This is a genomic window from Shewanella sp. 10N.286.52.B9 (assembly GCF_002873635.1).
GTDB lineage: Bacteria > Pseudomonadota > Gammaproteobacteria > Enterobacterales > Shewanellaceae > Shewanella.
The window spans coordinates 1-16,938 of sequence record NZ_MCTY01000019.1; the positions used below are offsets into that span (position 1 = coordinate 1).

The following is a 16,938-nucleotide window of genomic DNA, read 5'->3' on the forward strand; positions in this document are numbered from 1 at the left end:
AGGGACACTTCATCACTGTCTGCATAGCTCACGATTAAATAGCTATGCAGTGATGAGTTCACCGCAAACACAGCGCCAAACACCAATAAACCAATGATAATGCTGCTTTGCACATAAAAATCCATGTGTAACGCCAGTGCGATAGCTGCTGGTATTAGGGTTAAATAGCTGGCCCATAATACTGCTGCGCGCCCTGTGGGCACTTGGCCATGCTTTTTACCAGTAATGTAAGGTGCAAAAGATTGCACAATGCCGTAACCAATAACCCAACTTGCCATAAAGCCGCCCACCCACCAGTGATCCCAATCAAAGGTCACCGCCAAAAATACTGGCAAGGCCACCACAAACCACACATCTCTGGCGCCGAATAAAAACATTCGCGCCGCCGATAAAATATTAATTGAACGGCTTTTTGAAAATACCTCTTTAAACTTAGGCTTACTCTTGGCTTTACCTAAATCCTGTTTAAGAGTGATCAGGCTAAATAACCATACTAGCGTCAACAATGACGCCATTAAGATAATCGCGCCCCTGAACTCAAGTAACGTGAGTAATAAGCCGCCTAAGAAGAAGCCCACCCCTTTTAAGGCATTTTTAGAGCCGGTAAGAATTGCGACCCATTGATATAATTTGCCCTCAGCCCCCGCAGGTACCAAGAGTTTAATGGCGCTTTTAGCACTCATTTTATTTAAGTCTTTGGCAATACCTGACAGTGCCTGCGCTAGCATGACATAACCAATAGTCAGCATGTCAGCCGGCACTGCTAACATGGCTAAAGCGATAATTTGCAGCCCCAAACCAATATTCATGGTTTTATTGAGCCCCAAACGCGCCCCAAGCCAGCCGCCCACCAAGTTAGTCACCACGCCAAAGATTTCATAAAACAAAAACAGCATGGCAATATTGAGCGGGCTATAGCCTAAGTGATGAAAGTACAGCACCACCAGCATCCGCAGCGCACCATCGGTTAAGGTAAACGCCCAATAATTGCCGGTTATCACCAAGTACTGCTTAATCTGTGGTGATAAGTTGCTTAACGATAAAAGTCCCATTAGCTCATAACCTTTATCTAGTACTTGTCAGCCAAACCAACCATACGGACTAACTCAGCGGTGCGATTTGCATAGCCCCACTCATTGTCATACCAAACATACAGTTTCACTTGAGTGTCATTAACCACCATGGTGGATAAGGCATCAATAATGCTTGAGCGTGGATCGGTTTTATAATCGATTGAGACTAGCGGACGCTCTTCATACCCTAAAATATCTTTAAGCTCATTGTCAGCTGCCTGCTTTAATACTTGGTTAACCTCTGCAATATCGGTTTTACGCTCAACTTCAAACACGCAATCGGTTAGGGATGCGTTGGTGAGTGGCACTCGAATCGCATGGCCATTTAGCTTGCCTTTTAGCTCAGGGAAAATATGGGTAATTGCTGTTGCTGAACCAGTGGTGGTAGGGATTAAGCTAGTACCACATGCACGGGCGCGGCGTAAATCTTTGTGGGGTGCATCAATAATGGTTTGAGTATTAGTGATGTCATGAATGGTGGTCATTGACCCGTGTTTGATACCAATTTTTTCATGAATAACTTTAACCACAGGTGCTAAACAGTTAGTGGTACAAGATGCAGCGGTAACGATAGGATGAATAGCTTTATCATAAAGGCCTTCATTAACGCCCATGACAATATTCAATACGCCATCTTCTTTAACTGGCGCAGTAACAACGACACGTTTTACGCCTTGATCTAAATAAGCTTGCAGCAATGCCTTGGTTTTAATTTTACCCGACGCCTCAACCACTACATCACACTGTGACCAGTCAGTATCTTGGGTGGCCACATTTTGAGTACATGGGATGGTTTTGCCATTAATGACCATGGCTTGAGTGCCATTCACTTCAGTATGGCTTACTTCATGATGCCAACGGCCATGAACTGAATCAAAGGTCATCAGGTGCGCTAGTGTTGCGGCATCGCCCGCGGGATCATTGATATGCACGATTTCAATCTCATCCCAATCAAATGCGGCGCGCATTGTTAAACGTCCCATACGGCCAAAGCCGTTAATTCCGATTTTAATCGTCATGTGAAAATCCTCTGCTATTACTAATCAATTACTTTTAAGGTTATTTTGAAATAGGTGAACATTACTTACAAAAACTGGCCTTATTCGGACGACATTGCATCAATGCCAATCTTTGTAAGTCTTCTGAAATCAATGGAATATTATTTTCAGTGGTTTGTGCTATCACAGATTTGACCCACAAAGGCAGCTCGGCATTAATCCGATAAAACACCCACTGCCCGTGTTTCCTATCGCTGATAATGTTGGCTTTTTTAAGCACCGCCAGATTACGCGATACCTTGGGCTGACTATCTTCTTCCAATGCCTGCATCAACTCACAGACACATAACTCACCATGATAGTGGGTCAACATTAAGGTTTTTAAGCGAATGTCATCAGTTAAGCATTTATAAAAAGCGCTAGGTTCGAGCTGCTTTACTAGCTCAGTGCTGGTGGCAGTTTCAGAACTAATAGATTTAGAGTTAATAGATGTAGAGCTAATAGGCTCTGCTTCCACTAAAAGAAACATCGACAAGCGATCATTGATTTCATTCAGGGTAGCGGAAAAAGGCTGACAACCTGAACGCGCTTTAGGATCGGGAAAATCCCAAGCCAGTTGTTTACCGGCAGCTTCATAACTGCGGCACTCCGCAGTAGCCCGATTACACAGGGTAATGACGTAATCAAACTGCTGCGCTTTAAAGTCATTGATAGAGTTTGCAACAAGCTGAGCTGTATCAGCGGCATCAATGCCAAAACGATTCAGGGCATCAACAGCGCGAGGGTCCACTGCTTCAGGCTGAGTACCAGCGCTATAAACCTCAAAGCGATCACCCGCGCGATGTTTTAACAACACTTCAGCCATTTGCGAGCGGGCTGAATTGCCCGTACACAGAAATAACACTCGTTGTTTGTTAATACTCATATTTATACCCATTCAAAACTTATATAAAAGATTGTATATACGAAATACCATATATTCTAGTTTTATTTTGAGCTTAGAATGATAAGTTTCAGCTAATATTCAAACTCCCATAAACAAAAAAGCCCCAACATCTGCATGTTGAGGCTTTTAAAATGCTAGTAATTAACTCTCGATTTATTCAACCGTTACCGATTTGGCTAGGTTACGTGGTTGATCCACGTCTGTACCTTTAATTAGTGCCACATGGTATGACAATAACTGTAGTGGAATGGTATAAATCAGCGGCGCCATAAACTCATCACAATGCGGTACTGGGATCACCTTCATGGTGTCATCAGACTCAAACTCGGCATCTTTATCGGCAAACACATACATTAAGCCACCACGAGCACGCACTTCTTCGACGTTTGATTTAAGCTTTTCAAGCAGCTCGTTGTTAGGTGCGACAACAATAACCGGCATGTCAGCATCAATAAGTGCTAATGGGCCGTGCTTTAGTTCACCAGAGGCATAGGCTTCTGCATGAATGTATGAAATTTCTTTCAGCTTTAGTGCGCCTTCCATTGCGATTGGGTATTGATCACCTCGGCCTAAAAATAGTGCATGGTGCTTGTCGGCAAAGTCTTCGGCTAGCTCAGCAATGGCATCATCTAAACCAAGGGCTTGCTCAACTTTCGCAGGCATAGATTGTAGGCTTTGGGTGATAGCGGCTTGCATTTCTTCACTCATGCCATTGTGACGACCAATTGCTGTGGTTAGCATTAATAAACCAGCCAATTGCACGGTAAAGGCTTTAGTTGAAGCCACACCAATTTCAACGCCGGCTTTCATCATGTAAGCCATATCAGATTCACGCACTAATGATGAACCAGGTGCATTACAGATGGTTAAGGTGGCTTTATAGCCCATTTCTTTTGCTAGACGCATTGCCGCTAAAGTATCAGCTGTTTCACCTGATTGTGAAATCGTCACCAACAAGCTGTTAGGGAATAAGTGCGATTTGCGATAACGGAACTCAGAGGCAATTTCAACATTACAGGATACGCCTGCCCAGTCTTCTAACCAGTAACGCGCCGCCATACCCGCATGGTAACTGGTACCACAGGCAATGATTTGTACGTGTTTGATGTCTTTTAAGAACTCGGCTGCGTTGTCACCAAAAGCAGTATCTAATACTTTACCACCAGCAATACGGCCTTCTAAAGTATGGGCGATGGCAGTTGGCTGCTCGTAGATTTCTTTAAGCATGTAGTGACGGTATTCACCTTTATCACCGGCATCGTGGGTGACTTCTGACTCTTTCACTTCACGCTCTACTGCATTGCCATCAACATCAAAAATATTCACTTCACGGCGAGTCACTTCGGCTACATCACCTTCTTCTAAAAAGGCAAATGAACGGGTAACAGGTAATAAAGCCAGCTGATCTGATGCGATAAAGTTTTCACCTAAACCGTAACCCACGACTAACGGGCTACCACTACGGGCAACAACCATGCGAGAGTTATCACGGCGATCGACAACTACAGTTCCGTAAGCACCTTCTAGTTGTTTAACAGCAGTTTGCACAGCGGCAACTAGGGTGTCATGTGTTTTCAACTCGTGATGAACAAGGTGACAAATCACTTCGGTGTCAGTATCTGATGCAAAGCTGTAACCCAAACCTTTTAGCATTTCGCGCAGTTTATTATGGTTTTCAATAATACCGTTATGCACTACGGCAATATCGCCTTCAGACACATGTGGATGAGCATTACGCTCGCTTGGCTCACCGTGGGTTGCCCAACGGGTGTGCGCAATACCTGTGCCGCCAGCCAGTGGTGCTGCGGCTAACGCATCTGATAACTCTTGTACTTTACCGACGCGGCGAGTACGGCCAAGTTGATCATTATTGATGATGGCAACACCTGCAGAGTCATAACCACGGTATTCAAGGCGCTTAAGGCCTTCTACTAAAATTTCAGCCACATCTCTTTGCGCTACTGCGCCTACGATTCCACACATAATTTATGTCCAATTATTTAATTTAGTAAAAATGAAAAACTATTCTTTGTGAGGAGCCAAAATGACTCTCACACCATATTCTGTAATTGTGGCCACAGTCTCTGCTGGTAGCTTGTCATCAGTGACTAATACACTGATATTGCTCCAAGGTAATTCGAGGTTGGGGATCCGGCGGCCAAACTTGTCCGATTCAAGCATCACGATAACGTCTCTTGAGACCTCTGCCATCACTTTGCTTAAGCCAGTTAATTCGTTAAAGGTGGTGGTGCCACGGGCTAAATCAATGCCATCTGCGCCAATAAATAGCTGGTCAAAGTTATATGAGCGTAGTACTTGTTCCGCTATTTGACCTTGAAACGACTCTGAATGCGGATCCCAAGTGCCGCCGGTCATCAATAATGTCGGCTCATTTTCTAACTCATGGATGGCGTTTGCCAGTTGCAATGAGTTCGTCATCACTAACAAACCGCGCTTATGATTGAGCTGTTGAATTAACCCTGAGGTGGTACTGCCGCTATCAATGATAATGCGGTTGTGATCGTTAATTAATTCAGCCGCAGCTTTGGCGATTGATAATTTATTAGGGGCTATTTTGCTGCTAAATGCCTGAGTGACTTCATCAGGTATAGCAACTGCGCCACCATAGCGGCGTAATAACAGTCCGGTTTTTTCTAAAGTGGCTAAGTCTTTACGAATGGTGACTTCAGAAGTTTCGAACCGTAAGGATAACTCATCAACACTGACTTCACCTTGGCTATTCAACAGGCTAATAATGCTATGGCGTCGCTGCTGTGTGTTTCTTTTATTCATGTTCAGTAGCTTAAGTTTCGGTTCGAAAGACATATTATAACTAAACGAAACTTTTTTACTAGCCTTTGAAAGTTAGCTATTTCAAATTTAGCCCAACAAAAAGCCCCTATCATTGATATAGGGGCTTGATATTGATAATCAAAAGTTAAAGTAAGCTAGCAGTGTCACTGTAACAATTGTGGCAGTAATTTACTTAATGCCTTATTAATACTTAGAATTTTGCTTCAAATGCTAAGCTAAAGTTCCGTCCCTCTCCAACGGTGACATCAGTTTCTGAACCACCATCAAGATAGTCGGTATCAAATAGGTTTTTGATATTCATGCGTACGCTAATATCGCTTCCCATTACCGGCATTGAATAGGCAGCACCTAAGTCAAAACGAACATAGTCGTCTTTTACAATGGCATTACTGGTATTAGCAAAACGTTCGCCAACATATATTGCCCCGAAATTAAAGGCTAAGTCTTGGGTCATTTCGTAACGAGTCCAGATATTCGCCGATAATTCAGGCGCATCTACTGGGGTTTTGCCATTCAAGCTATCTTGATCTGGGCGGATATACTCTGCATCTAAATACATCATTGAACCGGTCATAAACCATTTATCGCTTAGTTGGCCTTGTGAACCTATTTCAAAACCTCGATGGCGCTGCTCACCTGATTGAGTGGTAATGGTTTGCTCAGAGTTTTCAATCTGCTCTTTTACTGTGACATTATTCACTGTGATATCAAATACAGCGCCAGTCAGCAATAAACTGCCGTCAAATAGCTCCCACTTGGCACCAAGTTCATACTGTTCGCCGTATTCAGGATCAAGGTTCATTTGGTCATTAAGATCATTAATATCGTTAACCATACCTTGTGGTGTGAAGCTTTTTGAATAATTAAGGTAAATGCTTGCGCTTTCTACTGGCGAGTAAATAAGCCCAAACTTAGGTGACACTGCATAGCTATTGTTACCAGCACCTTCTTTCTTTTGCTCGTCATAACGCATACCAGCCAGCGCTTTCCATGAGTCATTGATTGTTATTAAATCTTGAATATAAAAGCCGTAATGCTTGTATTCACTTTCAGATTTAGTGTCATCATTACGATAATCAAGTTGAGGGTTAGGCATGGGCAGCCCAGGCATCACAACTTGATATTTGTCGCCAGATTCTTTGAGCTGACCGTAATAATAATCAAGCATATTGGCGCCAATTAACAATTGATGACCTAAATTACCAGTTTGAAAATTACCCGTTAAATCAACAAAGCCAGTCTTATGCTGCCAATCATCATAACGATCAAATGGACTGATATAGTAGCCATCTGTTAGCGGATCATCACCACATGCAGTACATAGGCTTGGCGATGAATCTAAACGCTGACGGTTAAATTGTTGGTCGTTATAACCAGCTTTAATTTTCCAATCATCAGTTAAATGATAAGTTAATTCAGCACCTAAATTACTAATGGTGTTATCGGTAAATGCCCAAGGCATATCCCAAATCGTGTCACGTCCACCAATAAGTTCTCCATCAGCATCTAACCAACCACCACGATCGATTCCGGTTTTGTCTTGGGTATGGTCATATTTAACCGACAACAACAAATCATCAGTGACATCAAACTCTACATTTAAATAGCCTAACCAACGATCTCGTTCTTGATTAGAGTCATCGCGGTACTCTCGCCAATACTGGGTATCTTGTTTCACCAGCACGGTGCGATAGCGCAGCGTTTGCGCTTCATTCAAACTGCCACCCGCATCAAGTTGCAAACGAGTAGAACCATGCTCATCAATGTCAAAACCGATATCGATCATTGAATCATAAGTCGATTTTTTGGTAACCATATTAATCAGTCCACCGGGACCTGACTGACCGTACAACATGCTTGAAGGCCCTTTTAACACTTCAACTTGCTGTAATGTTTCGATTGGCTGTACATAGTGAGACCACTGCTGCTGACCATTAATCAAGAAACCTGAGCCTGAAGATAGCTCAAAACCGCGAAGGTTAAATACCTGACGATTCCACTTTTCACTGCCGCCAGTCACACTGGAGTCATTAACTAGCACTTCTGATAAATTCGTGGCTAATTGCTCGTCGGTAATAAAATCAGGAATGACGGTAACTGATTGAGGGGTATCTAAAATGCTAATATCACCGCGCATTGCGCCAGATGCCGTACCGACTTTATAGTCATTGAATTGTCTACCTGTGACTTCAATATGCTCGATACCTGGAGAGCTGGCTTGATTGGTATGGCTCTGCTCTTCTGCTATAACAGACATTGATAAAATTGCACTCGTTACCGCAAGTGACAAACAAGATAGCTTTGTTAACATCTTCACCCTCTAAAGTTTCGCAATTGTGTATTTATGTGGCGCAACTATAAATGAGAATGATTATTATTAAAGTTTATTTACATTGCCTTTACCTTTGTGTTTTTTATGTAAAAAAAAACGACAAGCAACTATGCTTGTCGTTTGATATTCAATCGTTTTTTAGTCTATTTGGCTTTTTTAACTGGTCTTGCCCAACCACTGATATGGCGCTGTTTAACACGAGTAATAACTAACTCGCCTTCAGCGACATCTTTAGCAATTGTTGAACCAGCACCCAAAGTGGCATTTTTACCTATGGTCACTGGGGCAATTAATTGAGTATCACTCCCCACAAATACGCCATCTTCTATGGTGGTTAAGAATTTATTCGCACCATCATAGTTACAGGTAATAGTACCTGCACCAATGTTAACCCCAGCGCCAATATTGGCATCGCCTAAATAAGCCAAATGGCCAGCTTTAGAGCCTTCACCTAACACTGCCTTTTTCATTTCAACAAAGTTGCCAATATGGGCATTATCTTTTAGCTCAGCGCCTGTACGTAAACGAGCAAATGGTCCAGCACTGGCTGCAACTCCAAGCTTTGCCCCTTCAACGATTGAGTAAGGCTTAATTTCAGCATTATCAGCGATAACGCAGTCAGTTAATATCGCGCCTGCGCCAATAGTGACATTGTTACCTAAAGTCACTTTGCCATTAAAGATGACATTAACATCAATCATCACGTCCATACCCACGGTCACATCACCGCGGATATCGATACGGCTAGGATCACGTAAATTTGCGCCAGCCAGCATTAACGCTTCAGCTTCACGGGCTTGATAAGCACGTTCTAATTGCGCTAACTGAACGCGGTTATTAGCGCCTTCAACTTCCACTGCTGATTGTGGCTGCGCGGTATCAATTGCCACTCCATCTTCGTGGGCCATAGCAATAATATCGGTTAGGTAATACTCACCTTGGGCATTACTGTTTGAAAGACGCCCTAGCCACGCTTTTAATTGCTTACCAGGTACCGCCATAATGCCGGTATTCACTTCATTGATAAGTAGTTGCTCAGCATTAGCATCTTTTTGCTCAATAATACCAACAACCTTGCCACCTTCGCGCACGATACGGCCATAACCGCTTGGGTTAGCTAAATTAACTGTTAATATTGCTAAACCATTTTCAGGGCGAGCAGCAAGTAGACTTCCTAAGGTAGACTGCTGAATTAACGGCACATCCCCATATAAAATCAGCACAGTGTCATCATCGTTAATGTTTGGATTGGCTTGCGCGACGGCGTGGCCTGTACCTAATTGCTCAGCTTGCAATACCCAATTAACCGCTTGCTCACCTAAAGAAGCTTGCAGCTTGTCTGCGCCATAGCCATAAACCAATTGAATAGCGTTTGAGCCTAATGAGTTTGCAGTATCAATAACATGTTGCACCATGCTTTTGTGGGCAATAGGGTGCAGTACCTTTGGCAAGTCTGAACGCATCCGTGTTCCTTTACCAGCAGCTAAAATTACAACATTTAATGACATCGGGATTCCTTTATACAAGTATTCAATTTTGGCTAATGCAGTTTATTGACGCTGATTTTAACCTAGATTGTGGGGGACAGGAAATCAGCATGGAAATTATTACACTATTAGTCAAAAATTGGCGTATAAGCACGACTATTATGATGCAATTGATTCAAATTCTAGATACAAAAAAGGCGACCCTAGGGTCGCCTTTTCAAAACAATAACCTTTATCTGGCAATGTTCTTTTTGATGGTTTCAACAACACGAAGTTGAGCTAATGATTTAGCTAATTCAATTGTTGCAGCTTCATAATCAAAGTCAGCACCAGCATTAGCGATATTCGCTTCAGCCTTTTGCTTAGCTTCTAATGCAGCTTGCTCATCAATATCATCGGCACGCAAAGCGACGTCAGCAAGAACAGAGATTGAAGCAGGTTGTACTTCCAGGATTCCACCTGAAAGATACATCACTTCTTCACTACCATCTTGCTTGATCATGCGCGCCATGCCAGGTTTGATTCTAGTAAGTAATGGAGCATGGTTAGGCATAATGCCTAACTCACCCTCGGTGCCGCTCACTTCTAAGAAGCTTACTTCACCGCTGAACATGCTGTTTTCAGCACTTACTATATCAAGTTGGACTGTCATGGCTGCCATCAAGTTCTCCTAAAATACTAAGCTAATGCTCAGTTATTTTGCTTTGTTAGCTTTCTCGACAGCTTCGTCGATTGAACCAACCATGTAGAACGCTTGCTCAGGAATGTGATCGAACTCACCATTCAAGATACCCTTAAAGCCACGGATGGTGTCTTTAAGAGAAACGTATTTACCTGGAGAACCTGTAAATACTTCAGCAACGAAGAAAGGCTGTGAAAGATATTTTTCAATCTTACGAGCACGGAATACAGTTGTTTTATCTTCATCAGATAATTCATCCATACCTAGGATCGCAATAATATCTTTCAGCTCTTTGTAGCGCTGAAGTACAGTTTGAACGCCGTTCGCAACATCATAATGCTCTTGACCAACTACCAATGGATCTAATTGACGTGAAGTCGAATCCAATGGGTCAACCGCAGGGTAAATACCTAGCGATGCAATGTTACGAGACAGTACAACAGTCGCATCTAAGTGAGCGAAGGTTGTTGCTGGTGACGGATCGGTTAAGTCATCCGCAGGTACATATACCGCTTGTACAGAGGTAATAGAACCAGACTTAGTTGAAGTAATACGTTCTTGTAGAACACCCATTTCTTCAGCTAGTGTTGGTTGGTAACCTACTGCAGAAGGCATACGACCTAACAGTGCAGATACTTCAGTACCGGCTAAGGTATAACGGTAGATGTTATCAACAAATAACAGTACGTCACGACCTTCGTCACGGAATTTCTCAGCCATTGTCAAACCAGACAATGCAACACGTAAACGGTTACCTGGAGGCTCGTTCATTTGGCCATAAACCATGGCTACTTTGTCGAGTACGCCAGAATCTTTCATTTCGTAGTAGAAGTCGTTACCCTCACGAGTACGCTCACCAACACCAGCGAATACAGAAAGACCTGAGTGTGCTTTTGCGATGTTGTTGATTAATTCCATCATGTTGACGGTTTTACCAACACCAGCACCACCAAATAAACCAACTTTACCACCCTTAGCGAATGGACATACAAGGTCAATAACCTTGATACCAGTCTCTAAAAGTTCAGTTGAGCTTGATTGATCTTCATATGAAGGAGCTTCACGGTGAATTTCATAACGCTCTTCTTCACCAATTTCGCCACATTCATCAATAGGCTCGCCCAATACATTCATGATACGGCCAAGGGTTGCAACCCCTACCGGAACAGAAATTGGTGAACCTGAGTTTGCTACCTCTAGACCACGACGCAGACCATCAGAAGAACCCATAGCGATGGCACGAACAACACCACCACCTAGTTGTTGCTGAACTTCCAGCACCAAACCATTACAGTCGCCTTCACCTGTGATCTTCAGAGCGTCATATACCTGAGGTACAGCATCTTGTGGAAACTCTACGTCCACAACCGCGCCAATTACTTGGACAACAGTACCTGTGCTCATGATTAATCCTCTAAACTTGTTTTCGTTACCTAACCTAAACCGCTGCAGCACCTGCAACAATTTCCGACAATTCTTGCGTAATCGCAGCTTGTCGTGCCTTGTTGTAGACTAATTGCAGATCATTGATCAGTTCGCCAGCGTTGTCTGTTGCCGCCTTCATCGCTACCATTCTGGCAGCTTGCTCAGAGGCAATATTCTCAACAACACCTTGATAAACTTGAGACTCTACATAACGAGTCAGTAATACTTCCAAAATTTCTTTTGGATCTGGCTCGTAAATATAATCCCAAGGATACTTAGCTACTTCTTCTTCTGACTTAGGCAAAGGTAGCAGCTGCTCGATCACAGGAGTTTGAGTCATTGTGTTAACGAATTTGTTGAACACAATAAACAAACGATCCAATTTACCTTCGTTGTAAGCTTGTAGCATCACACGTACGGTACCGATTAAATCGGCTAATTTAGGCGCATCGCCTAAACCAGATGCATGGGCAGAGATTTCTCCACCAAAGCTTTTGAAGAACTGCACACTTCGTGCACCAATAGGACAAAATTCAACATCTGCCCCTTGGTCTTTCCAGCTCTTCACGTCTGACACAACCTTTTTGAAAAGGTTAACGTTCAAACCACCACAAAGGCCACGGTCGGTTGACACAACAATGTAACCAACCCGCTTGGCATCTCTCACTTCCAAATATGGATGTTTATATTCAAGAGTACCTTGCGCAACGTGACCGATCACCTGACGCATATGCTCTGCATATGGACGACTTGAAGCCATGCGTTCCTGCGCTTTACGCATTTTGCTGGCTGCAACCATTTCCATAGCAGAAGTGATCTTCTGAGTGTTTTTAACACTCGCGATCTTGGTTTTAATCTCTTTAGCGTTGGCCATCTTTACTCTCCAATTCTGGACCGGAGGTGTCTTACGACACCTCTATTCATTACCAGGTTTGGGTTTCAATGAACTTGTCCATGCCCGCTTTTAATTCACTTTCAATGTCTGCATTGTAGTTGCCAGTTGCATTGATAGTTTTAATAAGCTCAGCATGTTCGCTGTTCATATATGAAAGCAGAGCGGCTTCAAAGCTACCGATTTTACTTAATTCTACAGTCTTCAAGTAGCCTTTTTCAGCAGAGAAGATTGAGATAGCTTGATCAGCAACGCTCATTGGAGCATATTGCTTTTGCTTCATAAGTTCGGTAACACGCTCACCATGCTCAAGTTGAGCACGAGTTGCATCATCTAAGTCAGATGCAAATTGTGAGAACGCAGCAAGCTCTCGATACTGTGCTAACGCGGTACGAATACCACCAGACAGTTTCTTGATGATCTTAGTCTGAGCCGCACCACCAACACGAGAAACAGAAATACCTGGGTTAACAGCAGGACGTAGTCCTGAGTTAAACAAGTCAGTCTCAAGGAAGATCTGACCATCTGTAATAGAAATTACGTTGGTCGGTACGAATGCAGATACGTCACCAGCTTGGGTTTCAATAATAGGTAACGCAGTTAAAGAACCGGTTTGACCTTTTACTTCACCGTTAGTGAACTTTTCTACATAGTGCTCGTTTACACGTGAAGCACGCTCTAATAAACGAGAATGTAGATAGAATACATCACCTGGGTATGCTTCACGTCCTGGTGGACGCTTCAATAGTAGCGAGATCTGACGGTAAGCAACTGCTTGCTTAGATAGATCATCATATACGATTAAAGAATCTTCACCGCGGTCACGGAAGTATTCACCCATAGAACAACCTGAGTAAGGTGCTAAGTATTGTAATGCTGCAGCTTCAGAAGCTGTTGCAACTACAACGATAGTGTTAGCTAATGCACCGTGCTCTTCAAGCTTACGTACCACGTTAGCGATTGTAGAAGCTTTTTGCCCTACTGCTACGTATACACATTTAATGCCTGAATCTTTCTGGTTGATAATTGCATCAATAGCCATCGCTGTTTTACCAGTCTGACGGTCACCAATGATCAATTCACGTTGTCCACGACCGATTGGGATCATTGAATCAACGGCTTTATAACCAGTTTGGATAGGTTGATCTACTGACTGACGTTCAATAACACCAGGAGCAATTACTTCAACAGGAGAGAAACCATCGTTGTCGATAGGTCCTTTTCCGTCAATTGGCTCACCAAGAGTGTTAACAACGCGGCCTAATAAACCACGACCTACTGGTACTTCAAGAATACGACCAGTGGTCTTAACTTTTGCGCCTTCTGCTAAATTAGCATAAGGACCCATTACTACGGCACCGACAGAATCACGTTCTAAGTTCAACGCGATTGCAAAACGGCCACCAGGCAGTTCGATCATTTCACCTTGCATTACATCGGCTAGGCCATGAATGCGAATGATGCCGTCACTTACTGCAACGATTGTACCTTCGTTGCGAGCTTCACTAACGACGTCGAACTGCTCGATCCGCTGCTTAATCAGATCGCTGATTTCAGTGGAATTCAGTTGCATGCTCAAACTCCCAATTACGATTGTAGCTTATCAGACAAGCGCGATAAATTACCGCTAACAGAGCCGTCAATGACTAAGTCGCCTGATTTAATAATTACACCACCAATCAGTGATGCATCTACGCTACAATTCAGCTTTACTTTGCGTGCGAGACGTTTCTCAAGAGAAACACTAATTTGCGTTTGTTGCTCAGAGCTTAGCTCAGTCGCTGAAACAACATCGGCTTCAACTTCTTTTGCCCACTCATTGCGATATTCAGCAAAAAGTAGCGATACTGTAGGTAGTATCTCTAAACGACCGTTTTCGGCCATAACCTTCAAAAGGTTTTGACCTTGCGCGTTCACTTGATCACCACATATTTCTATGAATAATGATGCAAGCTTGGCACTCGCTAATGAGCCACCTAGCAACGGCTTAATTGATTCGTTTTCACTTACCAATGCCGCGAAGTTAAGCATTTCTGCCCAAGCTTCAATTGCTTTGTGCTCAACAGCGAAATCAAAAGCTGCCTTTGCATAAGGACGAGCAATGGTGCTTATTTCAGCCATAACTCCGCTTCCTTAATTAAATTTCAGCAACAAGTTTATTAACTATGTCACTGTGAGCTTCTGGGTCAATCGAACGTTGAAGAATCTTCTCTGCACCAGTGATGGCAAGAGTAGCAACTTGCTTACGCAAGTCATCTTTAACGCGATTACGTTCGTTTTCAATTTCAGCTTGACCTTGAGCAATGATTTTCGCACGCTCTGTATCAGCTTCCATTTTTGCTTCTTCAACTATTTGAGCTTTGCGCTTATTAGCTTGCTCAATAATTTCGTTAGCAGTCGCCTTCGCTTCTTTTAGTTGCTCATTTGCTTTCGCTTGAGCCAACTCTAGATCTTTTGCAGCACGTCCTGCATCAGCTAGCCCATCGGCAATTTTCTTCTGGCGTTCTTCGATAGCGTTCATCAATGGCGGCCATACAAACTTCATGCAAAACCACACGAAGAGTGCAAAAGAAATCGCTTGGCCTAGCAGGGTAGCGTTAATACTCATAACGACAACTCCTTCTAAGGGGGACGATTAGCCAGCTAGAACATCACTTAATTGACCCACAAACGGGTTAGCGAATACGAAGAATAATGCAACACCAACTGCAATCATTGAGATCGCATCAAGTAGACCAGCTACGATGAACATCTTAGTTTGTAATGCTGGAGCTAGTTCTGGTTGACGAGCTGAAGCTTCTAAGAATTTACCACCTAAGATAGCAAAACCAATACCAGTACCTAGCGCTGCTAAGCCAATCATGATCGCAACAGCTATTGCTGTAAAGCTAATTACAGTTTCCATTTTATCTCCGATAAATAACTAATTTTAAATAAATTAATGTTCTTCATGTGCCATGCTTAGATATACAATCGTAAGCATCATGAAGATAAACGCCTGCAGCACAATAACCAAAATATGGAAAATAGCCCAAGGCACTGATAGTGCAAACTGAGCCCACCAAGGCATCAGTGCTATCAGAATAAAGATCAACTCACCTGCATACAGGTTACCAAACAGACGAAGCGATAATGAAATCGGCTTCGCAACCAAGGTTACTGTTTCCAATACTAAGTTTACTGGAATTAGTGCCCAATGATTGAAAGGTTGTAAGGTCATTTCTTTTGTGAAACCACCAAATCCTTTAACTTTAATACTGTAAAAAACAATCAACGCAAACACGCTCAAAGCTAAGCCAAGAGTTACGTTTAAGTCAGTTGTTGGTACAATTTTAAGGTAAGGAACACCTAATAATCTGTTTGCGGCTTCAGGTACAAAGTCAACCGGAATTAAGTCCATTAAATTCATCAGGAAAACCCAGACAAAAATAGTCAGACCTAATGGTGCGATAACCGCGTTACGCCCATGGAATGAGTCTTTAACGATTTTATCAACACCTTCCACGCACATTTCAACGAAACATTGAAATTTGCCTGGAACGCCAGTTGTTGCTTTTCGTCCTACTTTGTAGAAAGCCCACAAAAATAGAACCCCAAGACCTACTGAAAACAAAAGTGAGTCAATGTGCCAAGTCCAAAACCCGGCATCTTGACATGCATAGTTAAAAGCGATTCCGCTATCGGCAGAACACATTTTCGCATTAGTCAGGTGATGCTGGATATACTCGGAAGCATTTAATGCTTCACCAGTTGTCGCCATGATTAATCTCACTTAATTTTGCTTGAAGTATAAAGGGGCCGTCCAAGGTATTAATAATGCCAACAGATAGCTGATGAATAACGGCATAAATGACGTATTTAACAGGCCAAATGCACAGGCAAATAACACTATGGTTAGCAGCAACTTTACCGCTTCCCCCAAGAAAAACGACCAAACGACTTTTCTTGATGCTCTAGCTCCCGCATGAGAGAAAGCAAGGGTTGCGAATACAAAATTAGGGAGTACAGCAATGAGACCTCCTGCTAAAGCAGAAAATCCGTACTGAGCTCCCCACAGAGCGAAAAAGAAAATTGAAGTTCCCCCAGCTATCGCCGCCTGTAGCAACACTATCCGATAGGCTGACCATAGGCCACGACGCGCTAAAACCTTACTCAATTTTTTATCTCCGCATTAATACTTAATTTTCCCTTAATTTATTAATGTATTTATTAACAAATCTATTGGGGAAAAAAAGCATGCAAAGTATACCTTTTCACACCTTGTTTGCAACTTTGATATGAGGTTTATC

General features: G+C 42.9%; 16 protein-coding genes. All 16 read right to left on the reverse strand.

Annotated features, from left to right (window positions below; translation table 11 throughout):
- Window positions 1–1,052, reverse strand: a 1,052-nt coding sequence (gene arsJ, locus BCU91_RS01845) for an organoarsenical effux MFS transporter ArsJ (protein WP_102530769.1), incomplete at its 3' end; no start/stop codon positions are given.
- A 17-nt stretch (window positions 1,053–1,069) separates the two neighbouring features.
- Window positions 1,070–2,092, reverse strand: a complete 1,023-nt coding sequence (locus tag BCU91_RS01850; protein WP_102530770.1) for an ArsJ-associated glyceraldehyde-3-phosphate dehydrogenase — start codon at window positions 2,090–2,092, stop codon at window positions 1,070–1,072.
- 61 nt (window positions 2,093–2,153) lie between these two features.
- Entirely contained in the window at window positions 2,154–2,996 is an 843-nt protein-coding gene (locus tag BCU91_RS01855) for a metalloregulator ArsR/SmtB family transcription factor (protein WP_102530771.1), read from the reverse strand.
- 174 nt (window positions 2,997–3,170) lie between these two features.
- On the reverse strand, window positions 3,171–5,000 hold the full coding sequence (gene glmS / locus BCU91_RS01860; protein ID WP_102436372.1) for a glutamine--fructose-6-phosphate transaminase (isomerizing): 1,830 nt from the start codon (window positions 4,998–5,000) through the stop codon (window positions 3,171–3,173).
- Window positions 5,001–5,039: 39 nt separating this feature from the next.
- Window positions 5,040–5,810, reverse strand: a complete 771-nt coding sequence (locus tag BCU91_RS01865; RefSeq protein WP_102436374.1) for a DeoR family transcriptional regulator — start codon at window positions 5,808–5,810, stop codon at window positions 5,040–5,042.
- Between the two features lie 211 nt (window positions 5,811–6,021).
- The gene (locus BCU91_RS01870) at window positions 6,022–8,142 is read right to left on the reverse strand and encodes a TonB-dependent receptor (RefSeq protein WP_102436376.1); all 2,121 of its coding nucleotides are present in this window, start codon (window positions 8,140–8,142) and stop codon (window positions 6,022–6,024) included.
- Between the two features lie 164 nt (window positions 8,143–8,306).
- Window positions 8,307–9,671: a bifunctional UDP-N-acetylglucosamine diphosphorylase/glucosamine-1-phosphate N-acetyltransferase GlmU gene (gene glmU, locus BCU91_RS01875; RefSeq protein WP_102530772.1), complete on the reverse strand. Its 1,365-nt coding sequence runs from the start codon at window positions 9,669–9,671 to the stop codon at window positions 8,307–8,309.
- Between the two features lie 211 nt (window positions 9,672–9,882).
- Window positions 9,883–10,311, reverse strand: coding sequence for a F0F1 ATP synthase subunit epsilon (locus tag BCU91_RS01880; protein WP_076541813.1), 429 nt, complete (start codon window positions 10,309–10,311; stop codon window positions 9,883–9,885).
- Window positions 10,312–10,344: 33 nt separating this feature from the next.
- On the reverse strand, window positions 10,345–11,736 hold the full coding sequence (atpD, locus tag BCU91_RS01885) for a F0F1 ATP synthase subunit beta (protein WP_102436380.1): 1,392 nt from the start codon (window positions 11,734–11,736) through the stop codon (window positions 10,345–10,347).
- 34 nt (window positions 11,737–11,770) lie between these two features.
- Window positions 11,771–12,631: a F0F1 ATP synthase subunit gamma gene (gene atpG, locus BCU91_RS01890; RefSeq protein ID WP_102436382.1), complete on the reverse strand. Its 861-nt coding sequence runs from the start codon at window positions 12,629–12,631 to the stop codon at window positions 11,771–11,773.
- Between the two features lie 49 nt (window positions 12,632–12,680).
- Window positions 12,681–14,222, reverse strand: a complete 1,542-nt coding sequence (gene atpA / locus BCU91_RS01895) for a F0F1 ATP synthase subunit alpha (RefSeq protein ID WP_102436384.1) — start codon at window positions 14,220–14,222, stop codon at window positions 12,681–12,683.
- A gap of 14 nt (window positions 14,223–14,236) precedes the next feature.
- Window positions 14,237–14,770: a F0F1 ATP synthase subunit delta gene (gene atpH / locus BCU91_RS01900; RefSeq protein WP_102436386.1), complete on the reverse strand. Its 534-nt coding sequence runs from the start codon at window positions 14,768–14,770 to the stop codon at window positions 14,237–14,239.
- Between the two features lie 16 nt (window positions 14,771–14,786).
- Complete coding sequence (atpF, locus tag BCU91_RS01905; protein ID WP_076541804.1) at window positions 14,787–15,257, reverse strand: F0F1 ATP synthase subunit B; 471 nt, start codon at window positions 15,255–15,257, stop codon at window positions 14,787–14,789.
- A gap of 27 nt (window positions 15,258–15,284) precedes the next feature.
- Entirely contained in the window at window positions 15,285–15,554 is a 270-nt protein-coding gene (atpE, locus tag BCU91_RS01910; RefSeq protein ID WP_102530773.1) for a F0F1 ATP synthase subunit C, read from the reverse strand.
- 33 nt (window positions 15,555–15,587) lie between these two features.
- Window positions 15,588–16,409 carry a F0F1 ATP synthase subunit A gene (atpB, locus tag BCU91_RS01915; protein WP_102530774.1) on the reverse strand — a complete coding sequence of 274 codons (822 nt, stop codon included), beginning with the start codon at window positions 16,407–16,409 and terminating at the stop codon, window positions 15,588–15,590.
- Window positions 16,410–16,421: 12 nt separating this feature from the next.
- Window positions 16,422–16,805 carry an ATP synthase subunit I gene (locus tag BCU91_RS01920; protein WP_102436388.1) on the reverse strand — a complete coding sequence of 128 codons (384 nt, stop codon included), beginning with the start codon at window positions 16,803–16,805 and terminating at the stop codon, window positions 16,422–16,424.
- Window positions 16,806–16,938 lie beyond the last annotated feature (133 nt).

What these genes read in the sequence shown, in the direction of transcription:
- BCU91_RS01880 (WP_076541813.1), bottom strand. Translation starts at nt 10,311, where the DNA reads ATGGCAGCCATGACAGTCCAACTTGATATAGTAAGTGCTGAAAACAGC.
- BCU91_RS01870 (WP_102436376.1), bottom strand. Translation starts at nt 8,142, where the DNA reads ATGTTAACAAAGCTATCTTGTTTGTCACTTGCGGTAACGAGTGCAATT.
- atpD (WP_102436380.1), bottom strand. Translation starts at nt 11,736, where the DNA reads ATGAGCACAGGTACTGTTGTCCAAGTAATTGGCGCGGTTGTGGACGTA.
- atpG (WP_102436382.1), bottom strand. Translation starts at nt 12,631, where the DNA reads ATGGCCAACGCTAAAGAGATTAAAACCAAGATCGCGAGTGTTAAAAAC.
- atpF (WP_076541804.1), bottom strand. Translation starts at nt 15,257, where the DNA reads ATGAGTATTAACGCTACCCTGCTAGGCCAAGCGATTTCTTTTGCACTC.
- BCU91_RS01855 (WP_102530771.1), bottom strand. Translation starts at nt 2,996, where the DNA reads ATGAGTATTAACAAACAACGAGTGTTATTTCTGTGTACGGGCAATTCA.
- atpH (WP_102436386.1), bottom strand. Translation starts at nt 14,770, where the DNA reads ATGGCTGAAATAAGCACCATTGCTCGTCCTTATGCAAAGGCAGCTTTT.
- BCU91_RS01865 (WP_102436374.1), bottom strand. Translation starts at nt 5,810, where the DNA reads ATGAATAAAAGAAACACACAGCAGCGACGCCATAGCATTATTAGCCTG.
- atpB (WP_102530774.1), bottom strand. Translation starts at nt 16,409, where the DNA reads ATGGCGACAACTGGTGAAGCATTAAATGCTTCCGAGTATATCCAGCAT.
- glmU (WP_102530772.1), bottom strand. Translation starts at nt 9,671, where the DNA reads ATGTCATTAAATGTTGTAATTTTAGCTGCTGGTAAAGGAACACGGATG.
- BCU91_RS01850 (WP_102530770.1), bottom strand. Translation starts at nt 2,092, where the DNA reads ATGACGATTAAAATCGGAATTAACGGCTTTGGCCGTATGGGACGTTTA.
- atpE (WP_102530773.1), bottom strand. Translation starts at nt 15,554, where the DNA reads ATGGAAACTGTAATTAGCTTTACAGCAATAGCTGTTGCGATCATGATT.
- atpA (WP_102436384.1), bottom strand. Translation starts at nt 14,222, where the DNA reads ATGCAACTGAATTCCACTGAAATCAGCGATCTGATTAAGCAGCGGATC.
- glmS (WP_102436372.1), bottom strand. Translation starts at nt 5,000, where the DNA reads ATGTGTGGAATCGTAGGCGCAGTAGCGCAAAGAGATGTGGCTGAAATT.